Annotated in this window: 16 protein-coding genes; 4 read left to right on the top strand and 12 right to left on the bottom strand. The window is 71.2% G+C overall.

Features of this window, described 5'->3' with window-relative positions; translation table 11 throughout:
• Positions 1-565 precede the first annotated feature (565 nt).
• Positions 566-2974 (top strand): Helicase associated domain protein, encoded by a 2409-nt coding sequence (locus tag ACFVS6_RS36365; RefSeq protein ID WP_389710824.1) that lies wholly within the window; start codon positions 566-568, stop codon positions 2972-2974.
• Positions 2974-3357: a hypothetical protein gene (locus ACFVS6_RS36360; RefSeq protein ID WP_389710823.1), complete on the top strand. Its 384-nt coding sequence runs from the start codon at positions 2974-2976 to the stop codon at positions 3355-3357. The genes ACFVS6_RS36365 and ACFVS6_RS36360 overlap by 1 nt, the downstream gene beginning before the upstream one ends.
• A gap of 257 nt (positions 3358-3614) precedes the next feature.
• Here the strand turns inward: ACFVS6_RS36360 and ACFVS6_RS36355 are convergent, their stop codons facing one another.
• The 8 genes from ACFVS6_RS36355 to ACFVS6_RS36320 all read right to left on the bottom strand — a co-directional run bounded on the left by ACFVS6_RS36355 (position 3615) and on the right by ACFVS6_RS36320 (position 10121).
• On the bottom strand, positions 3615-4661 hold the full coding sequence (locus ACFVS6_RS36355) for a hypothetical protein (RefSeq protein WP_389710822.1): 1047 nt from the start codon (positions 4659-4661) through the stop codon (positions 3615-3617).
• Between the two features lie 133 nt (positions 4662-4794).
• Entirely contained in the window at positions 4795-5181 is a 387-nt protein-coding gene (locus tag ACFVS6_RS36350; protein ID WP_389710821.1) for a restriction endonuclease, read from the bottom strand.
• On the bottom strand, positions 5178-5366 hold the full coding sequence (locus ACFVS6_RS36345) for a hypothetical protein (protein ID WP_389710820.1): 189 nt from the start codon (positions 5364-5366) through the stop codon (positions 5178-5180). The genes ACFVS6_RS36350 and ACFVS6_RS36345 overlap by 4 nt, the downstream gene beginning before the upstream one ends.
• Positions 5367-5466: 100 nt before the next feature.
• Positions 5467-6312 carry a helix-turn-helix domain-containing protein gene (locus tag ACFVS6_RS36340; protein ID WP_389710819.1) on the bottom strand — a complete coding sequence of 282 codons (846 nt, stop codon included), beginning with the start codon at positions 6310-6312 and terminating at the stop codon, positions 5467-5469.
• 32 nt (positions 6313-6344) lie between these two features.
• The gene (locus tag ACFVS6_RS36335) at positions 6345-6872 is read right to left on the bottom strand and encodes a DUF6879 family protein (RefSeq protein WP_389710818.1); all 528 of its coding nucleotides are present in this window, start codon (positions 6870-6872) and stop codon (positions 6345-6347) included.
• Positions 6841-7095, bottom strand: coding sequence for a hypothetical protein (locus ACFVS6_RS36330; RefSeq protein ID WP_389710817.1), 255 nt, complete (start codon positions 7093-7095; stop codon positions 6841-6843). The genes ACFVS6_RS36335 and ACFVS6_RS36330 overlap by 32 nt, the downstream gene beginning before the upstream one ends.
• 223 nt (positions 7096-7318) lie before the next feature.
• On the bottom strand, positions 7319-8131 hold the full coding sequence (locus tag ACFVS6_RS36325) for a hypothetical protein (protein WP_389710816.1): 813 nt from the start codon (positions 8129-8131) through the stop codon (positions 7319-7321).
• Between the two features lie 133 nt (positions 8132-8264).
• A complete protein-coding gene (locus tag ACFVS6_RS36320; RefSeq protein ID WP_389710815.1) occupies positions 8265-10121 on the bottom strand; it encodes a pRL2-11 in 1857 nt (618 codons plus the stop codon).
• A gap of 215 nt (positions 10122-10336) precedes the next feature.
• Between ACFVS6_RS36320 and ACFVS6_RS36315 the strand changes: the two genes are divergently transcribed.
• Positions 10337-10957, top strand: a complete 621-nt coding sequence (locus ACFVS6_RS36315) for a hypothetical protein (RefSeq protein ID WP_389710814.1) — start codon at positions 10337-10339, stop codon at positions 10955-10957.
• Between the two features lie 107 nt (positions 10958-11064).
• Positions 11065-11586: a DUF6233 domain-containing protein gene (locus ACFVS6_RS36310; RefSeq protein WP_389710828.1), complete on the top strand. Its 522-nt coding sequence runs from the start codon at positions 11065-11067 to the stop codon at positions 11584-11586.
• Positions 11587-11596: 10 nt separating this feature from the next.
• On the opposite strand, the gene ACFVS6_RS36305 is transcribed toward ACFVS6_RS36310, so the two are convergent.
• The 4 genes from ACFVS6_RS36305 to ACFVS6_RS36290 form a co-directional block, all read right to left on the bottom strand.
• Positions 11597-12208, bottom strand: a complete 612-nt coding sequence (locus tag ACFVS6_RS36305; protein ID WP_389710813.1) for a hypothetical protein — start codon at positions 12206-12208, stop codon at positions 11597-11599.
• A 74-nt stretch (positions 12209-12282) separates the two neighbouring features.
• Positions 12283-12585 carry a hypothetical protein gene (locus ACFVS6_RS36300; RefSeq protein WP_389710812.1) on the bottom strand — a complete coding sequence of 101 codons (303 nt, stop codon included), beginning with the start codon at positions 12583-12585 and terminating at the stop codon, positions 12283-12285.
• A gap of 109 nt (positions 12586-12694) precedes the next feature.
• Positions 12695-12979, bottom strand: coding sequence for a hypothetical protein (locus ACFVS6_RS36295; protein ID WP_389710811.1), 285 nt, complete (start codon positions 12977-12979; stop codon positions 12695-12697).
• Positions 12980-13301: 322 nt separating this feature from the next.
• Positions 13302-13964: a DUF402 domain-containing protein gene (locus ACFVS6_RS36290; protein WP_389710810.1), complete on the bottom strand. Its 663-nt coding sequence runs from the start codon at positions 13962-13964 to the stop codon at positions 13302-13304.
• Positions 13965-14001 lie beyond the last annotated feature (37 nt).

Below are 14001 nucleotides of genomic sequence, written 5' to 3'. Positions count from 1 at the left end.
GAGCGGGATATGCCCCGGCAAGCCGGGTCATAGTGAATGAATTGCGCAAGCGCAATTCGAATTCCGGCGCAAGCGCCGGAATGGAATTCCGTAAACGGAATTCTGGAGGGGAATGCAATTCGCGCAAGCGCTCATTGCGGGCACCCGCGCAAGCGCGGTCGCCTGGGCTGGCAACAAGGGGAGGTGCATCACGCTCGGGCCTGTGTAGGGTTTGGGGTTACTGGCCACCACCCCCGCAACGAGGGTGACGGACCGTCGGCCCGATCGGGTGCCGGCCTCACCGCAGCGAGGGGCTCCGCTGCGCTCCACCCGAACCCCTCCCCCAGCTTCGAAACCGGCTGCTCACGTTCACCAATACCCCGCCAGCATACCCCATGAACCGTACGCGCGGGGCGAGAATCAGCCAAGTATCAGCCTTCAGGGCGAACCTGTCGCGGGGGTGATGCATCACGTGTCTTGGCTGTGTAGAGTTTGGGACTAGACACCACCACCCCGGCCCGCCACTCATCGCGCCGGACTCTATTTCTGATTGCGCGCCGCATTCCGCGAAAAGGAGAACACGGGAATGGCCGTGAAACTGCGTGAACATCAGGTCGAGGCCGTAGCCGCCATCGTGCGGGGTCTCGATATCCCGCCGGGTGGCATTCCCGTTAGTGGCCTGCGCGGGCAGGTGCACGCCGCGTGCGGAACGGGAAAGACCATCATCGCGGCGGCTTCGGCAAAGCGCATTGTGCCCAAGGGTCGCATTCTCGTCCTGGTGCCGACGCTGGACCTTCTGACCCAGACGGTGCAGGCGTGGCGCGGGGCCGGGCACACGGGGCCGGCGGTGGCGGTGTGCAGCCTCACCGACGACCCGGAGCTGTGGAACCTCCAGGTGCGGTCCACCACCAACCCGGTGCAGCTGGCTCTGTGGCACAGCTCCGGGCCGGTCATCATCTTCGGGACGTACGCCTCGCTGGGGGTCTTGGCGGAGGCTTTCGAGGGCGCCTACGGCCAGCAGTTGGCCCCGATGGACCTCACGGTGGTCGATGAGGCGCACCGCACGTCGGGCTCGATGGGTAAGGCGTGGGCCGATGTCCACAACCAGCGCGTCATCCCGTCGTACCGCCGGCTGTACCTGACGGCCACGCCGCGGATCTGGGAGGAGCGGCTGAACCGCGACGTCGCCGAGGGGGTCCGTGACCCGCTGCCGCGTGAGATGGCGGCCTCCATGGATGACGAGCGGGTCTTCGGGCCGGTCCTGTACAAGCTCTCGTTGGCGTCGGCGGTGTCGCGGAAGTTGCTGGCGCGGTACCAGATCATCGTCCTGGAGCTGCGGGACCCGATCGTCACGCCCGAGCGGCTGATGGGCGAGGACCGGCACACCGAGAAGGTGCGCGGTGAGCGCATCGGGGCGCTCCAGGCGGCGTTGCTGCACACCATGGAGCAGCACCAGCTCCAGACGTGCATCACCTTCCATCACCGGACCATAGAGGCGTCGGCGTACGCGAAGGGCCTGGAGCGGGTCGCCAAGCGGCTGCACGCGGACCAGCCCGAGAAGTACCCCTCCGAGATCTGGGCGGACTGGCTGTGCGGGGAGCACGTCCCCGAGCGCCGGCGGGGCGTCCTGGACGAGTTCGGCTCCACCGCGCGGCGCGCGGTGCTCTCGAACTGCCGGGTCCTGGGCGAGGGCGTCGACATCCGGGCAGTGGACTCCGTGGCGCTCCTGGACCCCAAGGGCGCGCCGCACGACATCGTCCAGGCCATCGGCCGGGCGCTGCGGCAGAAGCCGGGACAGGGGAAACTCGCCTCTCTGATCGTGCCGGTATTCCTCAAGGCCGATGAGGAGCCGGAGGATATGTTCACCTCGGGATCGTACAAGCCGTTGGTGAAGGTATTGGAAGGTTTGCGGGCTCACGATGAAGAGGCCGTGGAATTGCTGGCGATTCCGCAGGAGCCGCAGAAGGACATGGTCCAGCCGTCCGAATACATCGGTCCGCCGCCCGAGGACGGTGAGGAAGAATCCCGCATCCTGCTGCGTTTTGCGGCTCCGCGTGATCCGGTGATGGTCGCGGACTGGGTGTCCTTCAACGTGATCGACACGGAACGGCAGGACTGGGCGCGCGGCTGGGCGAAGCTCAAGGAGTTCACCGAGCGTGAGCTTCACGCCCGGGTTCCGTACGAGCACAAGGAGGGCGCGTTCCCGCTGGGGAAGTGGGTCGCGGAGCAGCGGCGGGCGTTCGGGGCCGGGCAGATGAACGGCAGGCGGGCGCAGCGGCTGGAGAGGCTGGGGATGCTCTGGTCGGCGGCCGATGCGCGATTCCAGGAGAACCTGGCGGCGGCCCGGGTGTACTTCGCGGAGCACTGGACGCTGTGCGCGCCCCGGTTGGCGGCGGCGCTGGACAAGCCGGTGGGGCAGTGGCTGTCGAACCTGCGCCGTCCGGGGGCGCTGGCCGAACACCCGGAGTGGGAGGCCGCGCTCCTGGCCGTGGATGAGGACTGGAACCCGTCGTGGTCGGCGGAGTGGCAGCGGCACTACGCGGCGCTGCGCGAGCTGCTGCGCGACGAGGAGGGCCCGGCTGACGTCCTGCCCGGCTTCACCGTGCACGGCATGGACGTCGGCAAGTGGCTGGCCCGGCAGCGGAAGCCAGAGGTGTGGGCGGCTCTGGCGGAGGGGCAGCGCGAGCGCCTGGAGGCGGTCGGCGTCACCCAGCTCGTCCCGGCCCCAGTGGAGACGGACGTGCCCGCGCAGCCGTTCACGGCGCCCGTGAGCGCCTTCGAGCGGGGTGTTGCGGCCCTGGCGCAGTACAAGGCCCGTACGGGCCTTGTGACGGCCTCCAGGGCCCATGTGGAGGCGTTGCCGGACGGGTCGGAGGTGAAGCTGGGGGTGTTCCTGTCCAACACCAAGAGCCGCCGGGACAGGCTGACCGTCGACAAACTCGCCGTGTTGGCCGGCCTCGGGCTGGAGTGGGCGGCAGTGGAAGGAGTCGCGTGATGAGCGCAGGTGGTGACGAGCGGCGTGTGCAGGAGGCCGTACGGCGGCGCGCCCGCACCAGTGCCTTCGCGGAGGCGGAGGACGTCTTCTCGGCCGTGCTGGCCGACTCGGGGGTGCGGGAGGCGCGGGTGGAGGCGGCGGAGACGGAGCTCGGCATGGAGCTGTGCGGCCATCTCCAGGCGTTCCAGGACCGCTACGACCAGGCCGTGGCGGAAGGCGACGCGGACGGGCTCGCCGGGCTCTGTGCGGGCAAGCACGGCCGCTGGGGACGGGTCTGCGTCCTGCCCGTCGGGCACGAGACCTCGATGGAGGAACCGCACTGGGGCCGCACCAGCGAGGGCCGGCCGATCGCGTGGGTGGGCAGCGCACCTGACGACTGGTGAGCGGCGGCGGTGAGACCGGCGAAGGACCCCGGGGCGCAGGGCGGCCCGGGGTCCTTCGCTGTCCGGGGCCAGCGGCCCCGCGCCCCAGGCCCTACACGTACTGGGGTGCGATGCCCGGGGGTTCTGAGCTGTGGCATCGCACTGGTGTGCGTGTAGGACCTGGGGCCTTGGGGTGCTCCCCCGGCCGTGAGCGGGGCGGGTGTGGAGGATGCGGACGGGCCGAGCATGGGGTCGGACGCAGTCGGCACCCGTGGCTTCTATCCGCCGAAGACCGCGCTGTACGCCTGCTGGCCCTGCTGGATGGTCGTGGTCAGGGCGGCCGACGCGGCACCGATCTGGGTCAGTCGGCCCATGACGGCGTCGTACGCGGTGCGGAGGCGTCCGGGCTCGGCGGTCTCGCTGCCGGCTTCCTCGCCGAGGATCTCGGCATCGCGGATGAGTTCGGCCTGCTGTGCGGATTCGAGGCCGTAGGTCGGGGCGAGCTGCTGGACCAGGGCCGCGAACTCCCGCATGGCGGCGGGGTCGAAGGCGTTGTTGTGGTTGTGCTGCTCGACCTTGCCCTGGGAACCGGCGACCACGTTGGTGCCGGTGATGCTGTAGTAGTCGCCAGGGCGGGTGCGGTTGAGGTAGTCGCTCACGGTCGCTCCAGAAAGTACGCAGTCGATGCCGTCGAGGGTGATGGCGACGGTTTTGGGCTGGGTGCCGGCGTCGGCGACGAGTCCGGGGTTCGTCAGGCGCGCCAGCGCGTAGTCGAGTTCGGTTTCCGACAGGGCGCTGCCGGCGAAGTACGACTCGGTGGTGCCCAGGAAGGCGGCCGGGTCGATGGGGCGCCGGTCGTGCGCGGTGGCGTAGAGCCAGCGCAGGAAGCCGTCGGTGGCGTAGCGGTGCCGGGCGGCGGGTGCGCTGCGCAGCTGGGAGAGCCGCCGCAGCTCTACGCGCCCGTCGCTGGTGATCCGGTGGGAGTTGAGTCCGCCGAAGGAGCCCATGGAGTCGATCAGGCCGTCGCGCTCCAGTTCGGTCGAAAGGACCGCAACGTCTTCCAGAGGCGTGCCGGACTGCTCGGCGTAGCTGTCCTGTTCACCGAACCCGCCATCGGGCAGCTCGCCGAGCCAGATCAGGTAGCGGACCAGCTGCGGGTCCTGCTCGATGCCCACGCCCAGACCGGTGGCTCCGGAGGAGGCAGTGAAGCTCCTGGCGCCCAGGGGCACAGTGATCGGGTACTTCTTGAAGGCCCGCTCGTAAGCCTTGTTGATCTCCTTCACGTGCTTCTCGATCTCGCGCCGATCGATCTTGGTACCAGCCATTTCGTCCCCTTCGCGACGTACTAGTACAAGCGTAGTGAGGGGTACTGACACCGAGCCGCCTGATCTGAGCGTTGGTCCAGCCGCGTAAAGCGTGGGCAGCGCGCCGGGTGCCCACGCCGACCGGCACGGCGGGCTACGTGGCGGCCGGGGCGGGTTCGGTGAGGCGGTCCAGCCGGGTGTAGAGGGCCCGTACGAGGCGGGCGCGGTTCTGGACGCAGCGGGCGGTGCCTTCGAGCGGGACGGCCAGGCGGCCGTCGGCTTCGCGGAGGACGACTTCGGCGAGGGCGCCGCGGCCGTCGCTCTTGGGCAGGGCGGTGGCGAGGCGCCGGACGTCGGCGGCGACCGCGCGGGCGTGCCCGGTGAGCTGGAGGGCGATCTGCTCGTAGTCGCGGGATGCGAGGTCCGGGTCGTTCCATGCGCGGACGGCGGTGACGAGTGCCTCGTGCGGGGCGCGGTCCAGGGGGAGTTCGGCCTCGATCAGGCCGTCGGGGTCGTGGAGCACGGCGAAGGTGTCGCTCATCGGGCGCCCGCCGCGTCGTCGTCCTGGTCGTGGTCGCCGGTGTCGGCGTCCAGGGCCGGGGCGGCGAGGAAGCGGGCGTAGCCGCGGTCGGCGCGGGCGATCAGCGCCGGGGAAGGCCGGCCGTAGTCGGGCGGTTGGAGGCCGGGGCCTTGTTGTGCGGGGCCTGGGGACGTGGGTGCGCTCATGGGCACCGCCTCCGTTGCTGGGGTGCGTCGCGTCGGTGTCGTTCGACGCTACGGAGACCGCCGGTCGTTCCTCAACGAGATTGCGGGAAATTGCGGAAGTTCACTCCAGGGCGTCCATCGCGGCCTGGATGAGGGCGCGGGCGTCGTCGCCGTAGACGGCCATCTCCGCGAGGCCGGCGAACGCCTTGAGGTAGTCGGCGAGCTCACGCGGCTGGGTCACCTTGATCTCCGCCGTGAGCGTCTCCACCACGGCGCTGGTGTCGTCGTGGACGTAGAACGCCTCCAGCGGCCAGACGGTGCGCTGCGCGGTGAACGGGATGATCCCCAGCGAGAGGGACGCGAGCGGCATCACCGTCAGGAGGTGGCGCAGCTGGCCGCGCATCGCCTCGGGGTCGGCGGTGCGGAAGCGCAGGACCGACTCCTCCATGAGGACGACGTAGCGGTGCCCTCCCTCGTAGAGGAAGCGGGAGCGGGCGACGCGGGCGGCGACGGCTTCGGCGACGTCGTCGGGGGTGCCCTGGAAGCGGGTGATCTGGTTCATGAGGGCGGTCGCGAACGCCGGGGTCTGGAGGAATCCGGGCGGCACGTTGGAGAGGTAGACGCGGCAGATCCGGGTCTGCTCGTGCAGGTCGTACCAGTCCTGCTGGACCTGGCGCATCCCGTTGCGGTGCAGGCGACGCCACTCCATGTACATCGAGTCGACGGCGCGGGCGGTGGCGATGAGGTCCGGCGCCTGGTCGTCGGCGCCGCACGCCGAACACCAGGTGCGGATGTCCGCGTCCGAGGGCAGGGCATCGCCCTTCTGGATCCTGGTCGTCTTCGCCGGATGCCAGCCGCACCGGGCGGAGAGTTCCTTCCCGGTGAGGCCGGCGTCCTTGCGCAGGTGCGCCAGCCGCACGGCGAGCGCCTCGCGGGCCGACTGGGCGCTGGACGAAGGAGAGGTCATGTGGTGGCGGCCCTTGAGGTGCGTGGGTCAGATCAGATGCGGTAGTCGGCGTGCGGGGTAGCCAGCTCCCACACCGTACGGAACGCCTCCGCGCACAGCTTGATGGCCTGCGGGTCCTCGGTGTGGTCGGGCTCCACGGCCTCGCCGTCGCCGGAGAAGACGTTGAAGCGCACGACCTGGTCGTCGATGAGCCAGAAGTCGTTGCCGGGCAGGGCGAGGGTGGAGGCGCGGCGGCGGGGCAGCCAGCGGACGTCCTCTCCGGCCTGGAGGTTGGCGTCGGTGATGGCGTGCTCGAAGCGGATGTAGTCGGTGACGGGCTCGGAGACGATCCGGGCCCGGCGGACCTTCACTCCGCGGGCGACGGTCCGTTCCACCAGCGGCAGCCACCCGCTCCAGTACGCCGAGTCGTACGCGGGGACGCTCCCGTCTCGCAGGAAGGTGTCGTAGACCTCCCGCTCCTCCCCCACGGCGTAGGCGTCGCGTAGCTCCAGGTGCAGGGCGTGCCGTTGGGCGGAGTCGAGCAGGTCCTCAAAGCTGGGGGCCGGCGGCTTCTGCGGCATCGCATGCCTTCCTGATCTGGTCGATCATCCGCGCGGAGAGCCGGATGACGCCCTCGTCTTCCGCCGGCGGACTGTCCTGGCTGCACGCGGCCCGGGTCGCCGCGTCGGCGAACTTGCCCTGCAACACCAGCTCCGGCCCCTCCGCAGCTTCGGTGTCCACCCACACCGCCGGGCAGTTCCCTCCGCCCGAGTTCGGGTCTGTGCCGAAGAAAAGTAGCCCCATGATCGCCTCCGGTGAAAGCCAGTTGCGGGTTGTTGCGCAATGACCGTCCCGTAGGCCGGATCCGGCGTCAAGGGCGCCTGTACGTCGCCGCGGTACTGGGGGAGCCGCAGCTGGCACCCGCGTGACGCTGGGGGCGCGAGGTCGTTGGACAGCGCGAACCCATTCCGGGCCCCGGGGATGTCATGGCTGATCCCCCGGGGCCCGTGGTGTGTCCGGCGTTCGGTCAGCTCTGGTTGTCGTCCGGGTCGGTGAGCCAGGTGACGACGTCGGCGTCGGTCATCCGGATCGCCTGCGTCTCGTGAACCTCGTCATGCTGGACGACGTGGCCGCGGCCCGAGTGCTTGCTCGGCTTCGGCGCGGGGCCGGCGAGGGGGGCGAGGCGCTGCCAGGTGCTGGCCGTGACCCGGGCCAGGATCACCGTGCCGAACAGCTCGTGCGGCGCCGCCCCGAGGACGCTGGGGGCGGGCATGCCGTCGAGGATGACGTGAACGCGGGCGGCGCGTCCGGTCCACAGCGCGGCCTCGAGGGCGGTGACGGCCGGGGACATGTGCGGGTCGTCCTTGCTCCGGAACGTCTCCCAGTAACGGGTGAGCTGGCGCAGCGCGCTGTAGGCGCTGTCGACCGAGACGATGAGCCGGGGCGCGGCGTCCAGCTCGCTGTCGTCGAGGTCGAGGCGGCGCGCCAGTTCCTCTCCGAGGCCGACCAGGGCGTCGTGGATGCCGGCGACGTTCCCGCGGTGGGTCACGGTCGGCAGGCCCTTGGCCCACAGGTGGGAGATCCGCCTGGGGTCGAGGACCAGGGCGTGCGCGCCCTGGTGGAGGAACTGGGCGGTCAGGGAGCGCAGCACGGTGGTGCTGCCGCCGCCGCTGGAGGTGCAGACGAGAACGTGCGGGGCTTCGCCGGTCAGGTCGACGGCGATGGCGCGGCCGTTGGTGCTGATGCCGATGAGGGCGGTCCCCTCGGGCAGCGCCTCTATCTGCTCGCGCAGGTCGGGGGCGGAGAAGCTGAGCATCTTCGGAAGCGCGGTCTTCTTCATGGTGCGGTGTTCCTGTTCTGTGGTGCCTGGTGAACCGGGTGTTCTCCAGGGCTGGGGGGATCGTGTCGGCGAAAGCGGACAGGTCCGGATCGGTGGACGTCCGGGTCGGATTTCCGACCCGGCCCTCGCGGGGTCAGTCGAGATCGGTGGTGCCGGTGGCACCGCGGGGCCGGTTGCGGGCCCACCTCTTGAGGTCGCCGACGCGGTAGAGGAGTTCGGCACCGCGCTTGTCGGCCGGGTCGGGGAAGGCCGGGTCGTTGGCACGGGCGAAGCGCAGCGCGGCCAGGGTGATGCCGGGCAGGTGGTGCTCGGCGGCCTGGCGCAGCCCCACCGCCTGGTCGTCGTCGGCCGGGGCCGCGGCCGCCGACGGCGCCGTGGGGGCCGTAGGACCGCCCGGGTCGGCGGCGGGCGGCAGTTCGGGGGCGGGCGTGGACAAGGTGTCGGCGAGCTCGTCGGCGGGCGGCTTCTGCAGCTGCACCGGGCCCGGCCGGACGTCGGCTGCGGCCGGGGCCGGCTTGCCGGTGGTGGCCCACTCGCGGGCTTCGGCCTCGGTGAAGAACAGGATCTGCGTCTCCCGCGCGGACCCGCCGGAAACGACCTGGGCGCGCCCCTGGTGCTTGGTCGACTTCGGCGCCGGGTGGACCTCCGGCGCGAGCATGCGCCAGGCGTTGACGCTGTAGCGGGCGAGGATGCGGGTGGAGAACTGCTCGCGGACCTCGGGCCCGCCGAGGGCGCGGGCGGTCGCGGACTGCGCGACCAGGAGGACGTGCATGCGCAGCTGGCGGCCCATGTAGAGGATCTCGTTGAGCGCGTCGACGGCCGGGGAGACCTTCGGGTCGCCGGACTCGCGGGTCTTCTCCCAGTAGCGGGCCAGCTGCTTCATCGTCGCGTTGACCTCTTCGAGGAGGATCAGCAGCCGCGGCCCGATGTCCTTGGGGTCTGCGTCGATGCCCAGGTTTTCGGCGATGCGGGTACGGCGCCGGCCTTCCATACCGAGCGCGATGAGCTGGTCGTGGATATCGGCGATATCGGCGCAGTAGGTGACGCCGGGCAGGCCACGCGCCCACGGGTGGGAGAACCGCTTGGCGTCCAGGACGAACACGAGCGAGCCGTGGTGAAGCATCTGGCAGGCGATGCACCGCAGGGTCACCGACTTGCCGCCGCCCGTGCTCGCGTTGACGAGGATGTGCGGGGACTCCGCATCCAGGTCGACGGTGACGACCCGTCCGGCGGAGCCGATCCCGATGACGGGCGCGGACTCCTTCGCGGCGGCCACAATCTCGCGGACCTTGGGGTCCTTGAAGGCGGCCTTGGCCGGGGGCTTGCGGGTCTTCTTGACCGTCACGTACGTCTCGCGGCCCGCCAGGTGCCAGGAGAAGGTGACGCCCTCCAGGGCGAGCTTGGTGGTGATGATGTCGACGACCGTGTCCTTGGAGAAGTCCAGGCGGCCGGGGACGTCCACGCGGATCACCGCGTCGTCCTCGGAGAAGTTGCGGGGGATGTGGAGGTAGCGGCGGGGGTCGGTCTGCTCCGGGAGGCGCAGCGGCATTGCGAGGGCTTCGTGGAGCGGGAGCACCCACTCCCGCAGCAGCTCCCGGCGCTTGCGGGTGAGGGCGAGGTAGGCGGCGGTCCCGACGGCGGCGGTCGACGCGGCGGCGATCCCGGGCTGCTCCAGCGCAGCGAGTGCGGGCCCGGGGTTGTCCCAGATCTCCTGGGTGGCGTCCTGGTGGACCCACCCAGCCTGGTAGCCGCCCGCGCCGAGTGCGGCGAGCGTGCTGATGCGGAAGGTCAGGCGCTTCCACCCGGCCCGGTAGGACGACCGGGAGACGTGGCCTTCGACCTTCGGCAGGACCCGGGTGCCCGCACGCCAGAACGTCGCGTCGGTCCGCTTCACCCCGTCCATCGGCCGGCCGCCCAGGAACCGGCCGATGCCGAACGCCACGGCCTCGGCCACCGCTTCTATCTGCTTGTCGAACTTCGTCTGCGCCATGTGGTCGTGCCCTTTCGATCTGCGTCCCGGCACTTCACACCCGGAAGCGGACACGACCGTAAAGCGGCGCCCCTGTGGACAGAGCCCGGCGAAAAGTGGGCCCTGACCTGCGATCTGTGGATGCCTTTCCGGCCTGAGAATCCGCAGCCGCCCCGCCTGTGGGCCGCGCCCGGTACAACAGGAGATGCAGGACTGATCTAGGGGAAGAGGGACCGATGACCGAGCACGAACAGCGGCGCAGGCGGGCGCAGTTGGGCCAGCGGGACACGGACGTGCAGGAGACCTGGGGCCGTGAGATCGCCTCGCCCGGCGGGCCGCTGCCCGGCGCGGTGCTTGATGTGCTGGAGCACGCGGACGGCTGGGTCGGGCACGTCCAGCTCGTAAGCGGGCGGCCGGCGAGCGACATCGACAAGGCCGCGGCCGCCATCGAGGACGCCTTCGACCTGCTGGCCGGATCGCTCGTGGTCGACTCCGGCGGCAGCGGCGCGGAGATCTGGGCGTACCAGCGGCCCTCCGCCGCCCGGCATCACCGGCGGCGGCCGATGAGCATCGGGATGCGCGGGCAGCTGGACGACGACGGCTTCTTCGACGGCGACCGCGCCACCCTGGAGGACTGGGCGGCGAAGTACGCGCGCGTCTGGAAGGCGATGCGCGAGGGCGGCACGGTCGACATGGAGCGCTTCACCCGCCGCCTGGCCCGCCTGGAGGCCGGGCTGACCGACGCCGCGCACTACGCCCGGCACGAGGTCCTGGTCGCCATCGTGGAGAAGGCCGGCCTGCCGTACGAGAGCCTGTCCGAGGACGTCGCCTCCGGGATCGGCATGAAGCGCCGCTGACGCAGTAGGCCAAGCGCCCGGCCCGCCCCGTCCTGCGGTGGGACGAGGCGGGCCCGGCTGCTTACGGTGGGGCCGTGACCTCGCCCTCCAACGACGCAGCCCAGCCGGTGCCGGTGCGGGTCGTGCTGCCCGCCGACCCGCTGCTCGGACACCCGGAGCAGGAGGTCGTGGCGCGGCTGTGGAGGCGGCGGCAGACCGAGACCGGCTGGCTGTACCTCGTGGGCCTGCCCTCGTACCGGGACCTTGAGGACGGCGGTGTGGAGGCGGCGGAGTACCGGGTGTGGGTCCGGGCGCCCGAGCACGTGCGCCCGGTCGACGGCGTCGACTACGACCAGGTCCCCACCGAGCCGCTTCCACCGGCGCCGCCGACGTCGTCGGTCCGCGAGGTCCTCGGGGAGCGCCGCCCTTCGGGCTGGGTCCTGGCGAAGGTCCGTACGGGCCGGGGCCCGGCCCGGGGTGTGCTGCACGCCCCGGACTGCGAGGAAGCACCACATGACGCGCCGCTGCTCGATGTGCAGCACGCCCTGGACGTCGCGGAGAACCCGGGGACCCGGCTGTGCACGCTGTGCGGGTGCGCGCAGGAGCTGACGCCGATGCTGCGCGGCTTCGACCACATCGGCGACTCCTGACCTGTCGTGGTCAGGCTGGGGTCTCGATGGTGACGGGAACTTCCAACGGCACGGTCCACTCGCTGCCCTTGGACCTGGCCGTGATGCTCAGGCGCACCGGCTCGTTCGCGTAGTCACGGTGCCAGGCGTCCGTGGTGGTCGTCGACCACGGCGGCGGGGTGGTGGGGGTCAGGCCGTATCGCGTCCACTCACCGATCGCCAGCTGCTGCGGGTCGACCGTCCGGCCGGTGTCGTCGCGGCCGTCCGCGCTGAACTTCCACGGCCCCCAGATGTGGGCGCGGACCTCTTCGTGCGTCGGGGTGCCCGCGAGTTGAGGTGCGTCGCCGCGGTGCGGGTTGTCGTTGCGCAGCGACGCGGTGATCTCGATGGTGCCGTGGGACAGCAAGCCGGGCGGGCCTTCGAGATGGACCCACAGCATGGCGCTTGAACGGGCCGCGTTGGCCACGACCGTGCAGCGGAAAACGGGGGTGAGATCGGTGTGCAGGCGCTGCTGCTCGATCCGGGACAGAGTCTGCGCGGCCCCGTTGGAGTTGCGTGCCGTCTTCCAGGAGCCGATGGCAGTAATCGCGGCGACGATCGCAACGCCCAGCGCCAGGGCCGCGATCAAGTCGGTGGTGGTCATGGGCCGGACGCTATCGCCACGCCCGTCCCTTCGTGGGCGGGATGCTCAATATGGTGGGCGCGCTCTCGCGCCGGTCAGGGCGTGTCACCGGAGTAGTGGAAGCGGCACACCACACCCGGCCCGGCGATCGGGCAGGGGGCACCGGGGAGCGGGTCGTACAGCGCCCGGCCGCCGGGCCACCGCCCCAGCTCGGTCATCAGGGCGACCCCGTCGTCCACCTCTTCCGGCCGCCAGCCGGTGATGTCGAGCAGCAGCCCGTCCAGCGGCCCGCCGACCAGGACGGCGTACGTCTGGTGCGGCAGCGGCCCCGGGTCGGGGTCGTCGTGGTCGTGGCCGTACACCCGGCCACGCAGCAGCTGCTCGTCATCGGCGTTCATCCGGCCAGCCTCCCAGCCACCGCCGACAGCGGAAGGCCGGCGGAGCCAGAAAGTCCGGACCCTCCCGCCGGACGGGAGAGGCCGCAGGTGCCCTCCCGCCCGGCGGGCGTCAGGCGCAGGGCAGACGCTCGGGTACGGACCAGTCGATGCGCACCCCGCAGCGGATCAGCGCGGTGTAGCTGTCGACCTGGCAGGCGGGCGGCTGCTCCCGGGTGTAGCGGCGCAGCGCTCGGTGCACGCCGTCGCGCAGCTGGCCGTCGGTCAGTGTGGGCGCCTGCTCCTGGAGCTCGTCGAAGAGCTGCGCGGCGCGGGCCGCGCGGGACAGCGCGGCATCCGCGAGCGGTCCCTCCGCGAAGCCGTCGCGTACGGACAAGCCGGGCTCGATGAGGGTCATGGTGACGTTCCTTTCCGCCCGGTCGCGCGTGGTCTCCCGGGTGGAGACGCGGTCGCGGGACCGAGCGGGCGGGAACGTAGAGCACCGGGTTCGTTAGCGTCTCGTACTGGCCGCCGGCCCCGGGCAACGAAGGAGACCTCTACCCCACGGCTATCGCGTGGTAAAGAGGTGTCGTCGGCGCGGACAGGCTTGCCCACCGGGTCTGACCAGGCATAACGCTCAAGATCGAAAAAGTGGGGGTCCCACCCACGGTCACACCTCCGGTGCACCTCCTCGTGCACCTCTGCAAGCAACCCTCCAGCCCCCTTCCGGTGCAACCCCGCTACGTCACCGCCACCGGCCGGGGCAGACACGGCGTGGGCCAGGCCGGCTCCCACCGCCAGGACGCCCACCGCTCCGCCTGCGCGAAGACGCCGGAGCGTGCGGCGAGCATCGCCAGGACCTCACCGCGGGCGGCGTCGACGGCCCGGTGCTCGATGTCGGAGACGATGCCGAGCCTGCGCACGTGCGCGTACTCGTCTTCGTCCTTCCACTCCCAGCCGGTCAGGTCCGGCGCGACGACCAGGTCCACGGTGAGGTCGAGGGTGTCGAAGCCGGCCTCGGTGCGGCGGGTGGGGTGCTCAAAGTTGACGTACCAGTTCCGCAGCCTGCGCCCGTCCCCGTCTGGGACGAAGAAGGCGTTGACGCTGAACCAGGCCGCGGGCGGCTTCCACAGCAGCAGGTCAGTCTCCTGCCACACCCCGGCCGCCAGCTCCCACTCCCCCGCCGCCATCGCGTCGAACGCCTCCGTACGCACCGCGCGGTCCCCCTCCGCACGGGCCTGCGCGTACAGAGCGGGCCACCGCGCCTGCGCCCCGGGCACGCACGCGGTCACCAGCGCCTCGCCGGTGTCGTCGACAACCCGCAGCGCCAGCTCGCTCCACACCCGGCCCGAGCGGTGGACATCGCGCCGTACGACCGTCTGGCCCGTCTCGAATCCGCGCACCACGGTTCCCTTCTCCGGCCCCGGGCCGAGCCGCCCG

This window comes from Streptomyces sp. NPDC057939, from assembly GCF_042887545.1.
Taxonomy (GTDB): domain Bacteria; phylum Actinomycetota; class Actinomycetes; order Streptomycetales; family Streptomycetaceae; genus Streptomyces.
Note: the sequence above shows the minus strand (reverse complement) of the source record. Positions and strands in the feature narration are given on the sequence as shown.

Bases quoted from the DNA above. Each gene is read 5' to 3' on its own strand.
- ACFVS6_RS36365 (WP_389710824.1), top strand. From the start codon at position 566: ATGGCCGTGAAACTGCGTGAACATCAGGTCGAGGCCGTAGCCGCCATC.
- ACFVS6_RS36360 (WP_389710823.1), top strand. From the start codon at position 2,974: ATGAGCGCAGGTGGTGACGAGCGGCGTGTGCAGGAGGCCGTACGGCGG.
- ACFVS6_RS36355 (WP_389710822.1), bottom strand. From the start codon at position 4,661: ATGGCTGGTACCAAGATCGATCGGCGCGAGATCGAGAAGCACGTGAAG.
- ACFVS6_RS36350 (WP_389710821.1), bottom strand. From the start codon at position 5,181: ATGAGCGACACCTTCGCCGTGCTCCACGACCCCGACGGCCTGATCGAG.
- ACFVS6_RS36345 (WP_389710820.1), bottom strand. From the start codon at position 5,366: ATGAGCGCACCCACGTCCCCAGGCCCCGCACAACAAGGCCCCGGCCTC.
- ACFVS6_RS36340 (WP_389710819.1), bottom strand. From the start codon at position 6,312: ATGACCTCTCCTTCGTCCAGCGCCCAGTCGGCCCGCGAGGCGCTCGCC.
- ACFVS6_RS36335 (WP_389710818.1), bottom strand. From the start codon at position 6,872: ATGCCGCAGAAGCCGCCGGCCCCCAGCTTTGAGGACCTGCTCGACTCC.
- ACFVS6_RS36330 (WP_389710817.1), bottom strand. From the start codon at position 7,095: ATGGGGCTACTTTTCTTCGGCACAGACCCGAACTCGGGCGGAGGGAAC.
- ACFVS6_RS36325 (WP_389710816.1), bottom strand. From the start codon at position 8,131: ATGAAGAAGACCGCGCTTCCGAAGATGCTCAGCTTCTCCGCCCCCGAC.
- ACFVS6_RS36320 (WP_389710815.1), bottom strand. From the start codon at position 10,121: ATGGCGCAGACGAAGTTCGACAAGCAGATAGAAGCGGTGGCCGAGGCC.
- ACFVS6_RS36315 (WP_389710814.1), top strand. From the start codon at position 10,337: ATGACCGAGCACGAACAGCGGCGCAGGCGGGCGCAGTTGGGCCAGCGG.
- ACFVS6_RS36305 (WP_389710813.1), bottom strand. From the start codon at position 12,208: ATGACCACCACCGACTTGATCGCGGCCCTGGCGCTGGGCGTTGCGATC.
- ACFVS6_RS36300 (WP_389710812.1), bottom strand. From the start codon at position 12,585: ATGAACGCCGATGACGAGCAGCTGCTGCGTGGCCGGGTGTACGGCCAC.
- ACFVS6_RS36295 (WP_389710811.1), bottom strand. From the start codon at position 12,979: ATGACCCTCATCGAGCCCGGCTTGTCCGTACGCGACGGCTTCGCGGAG.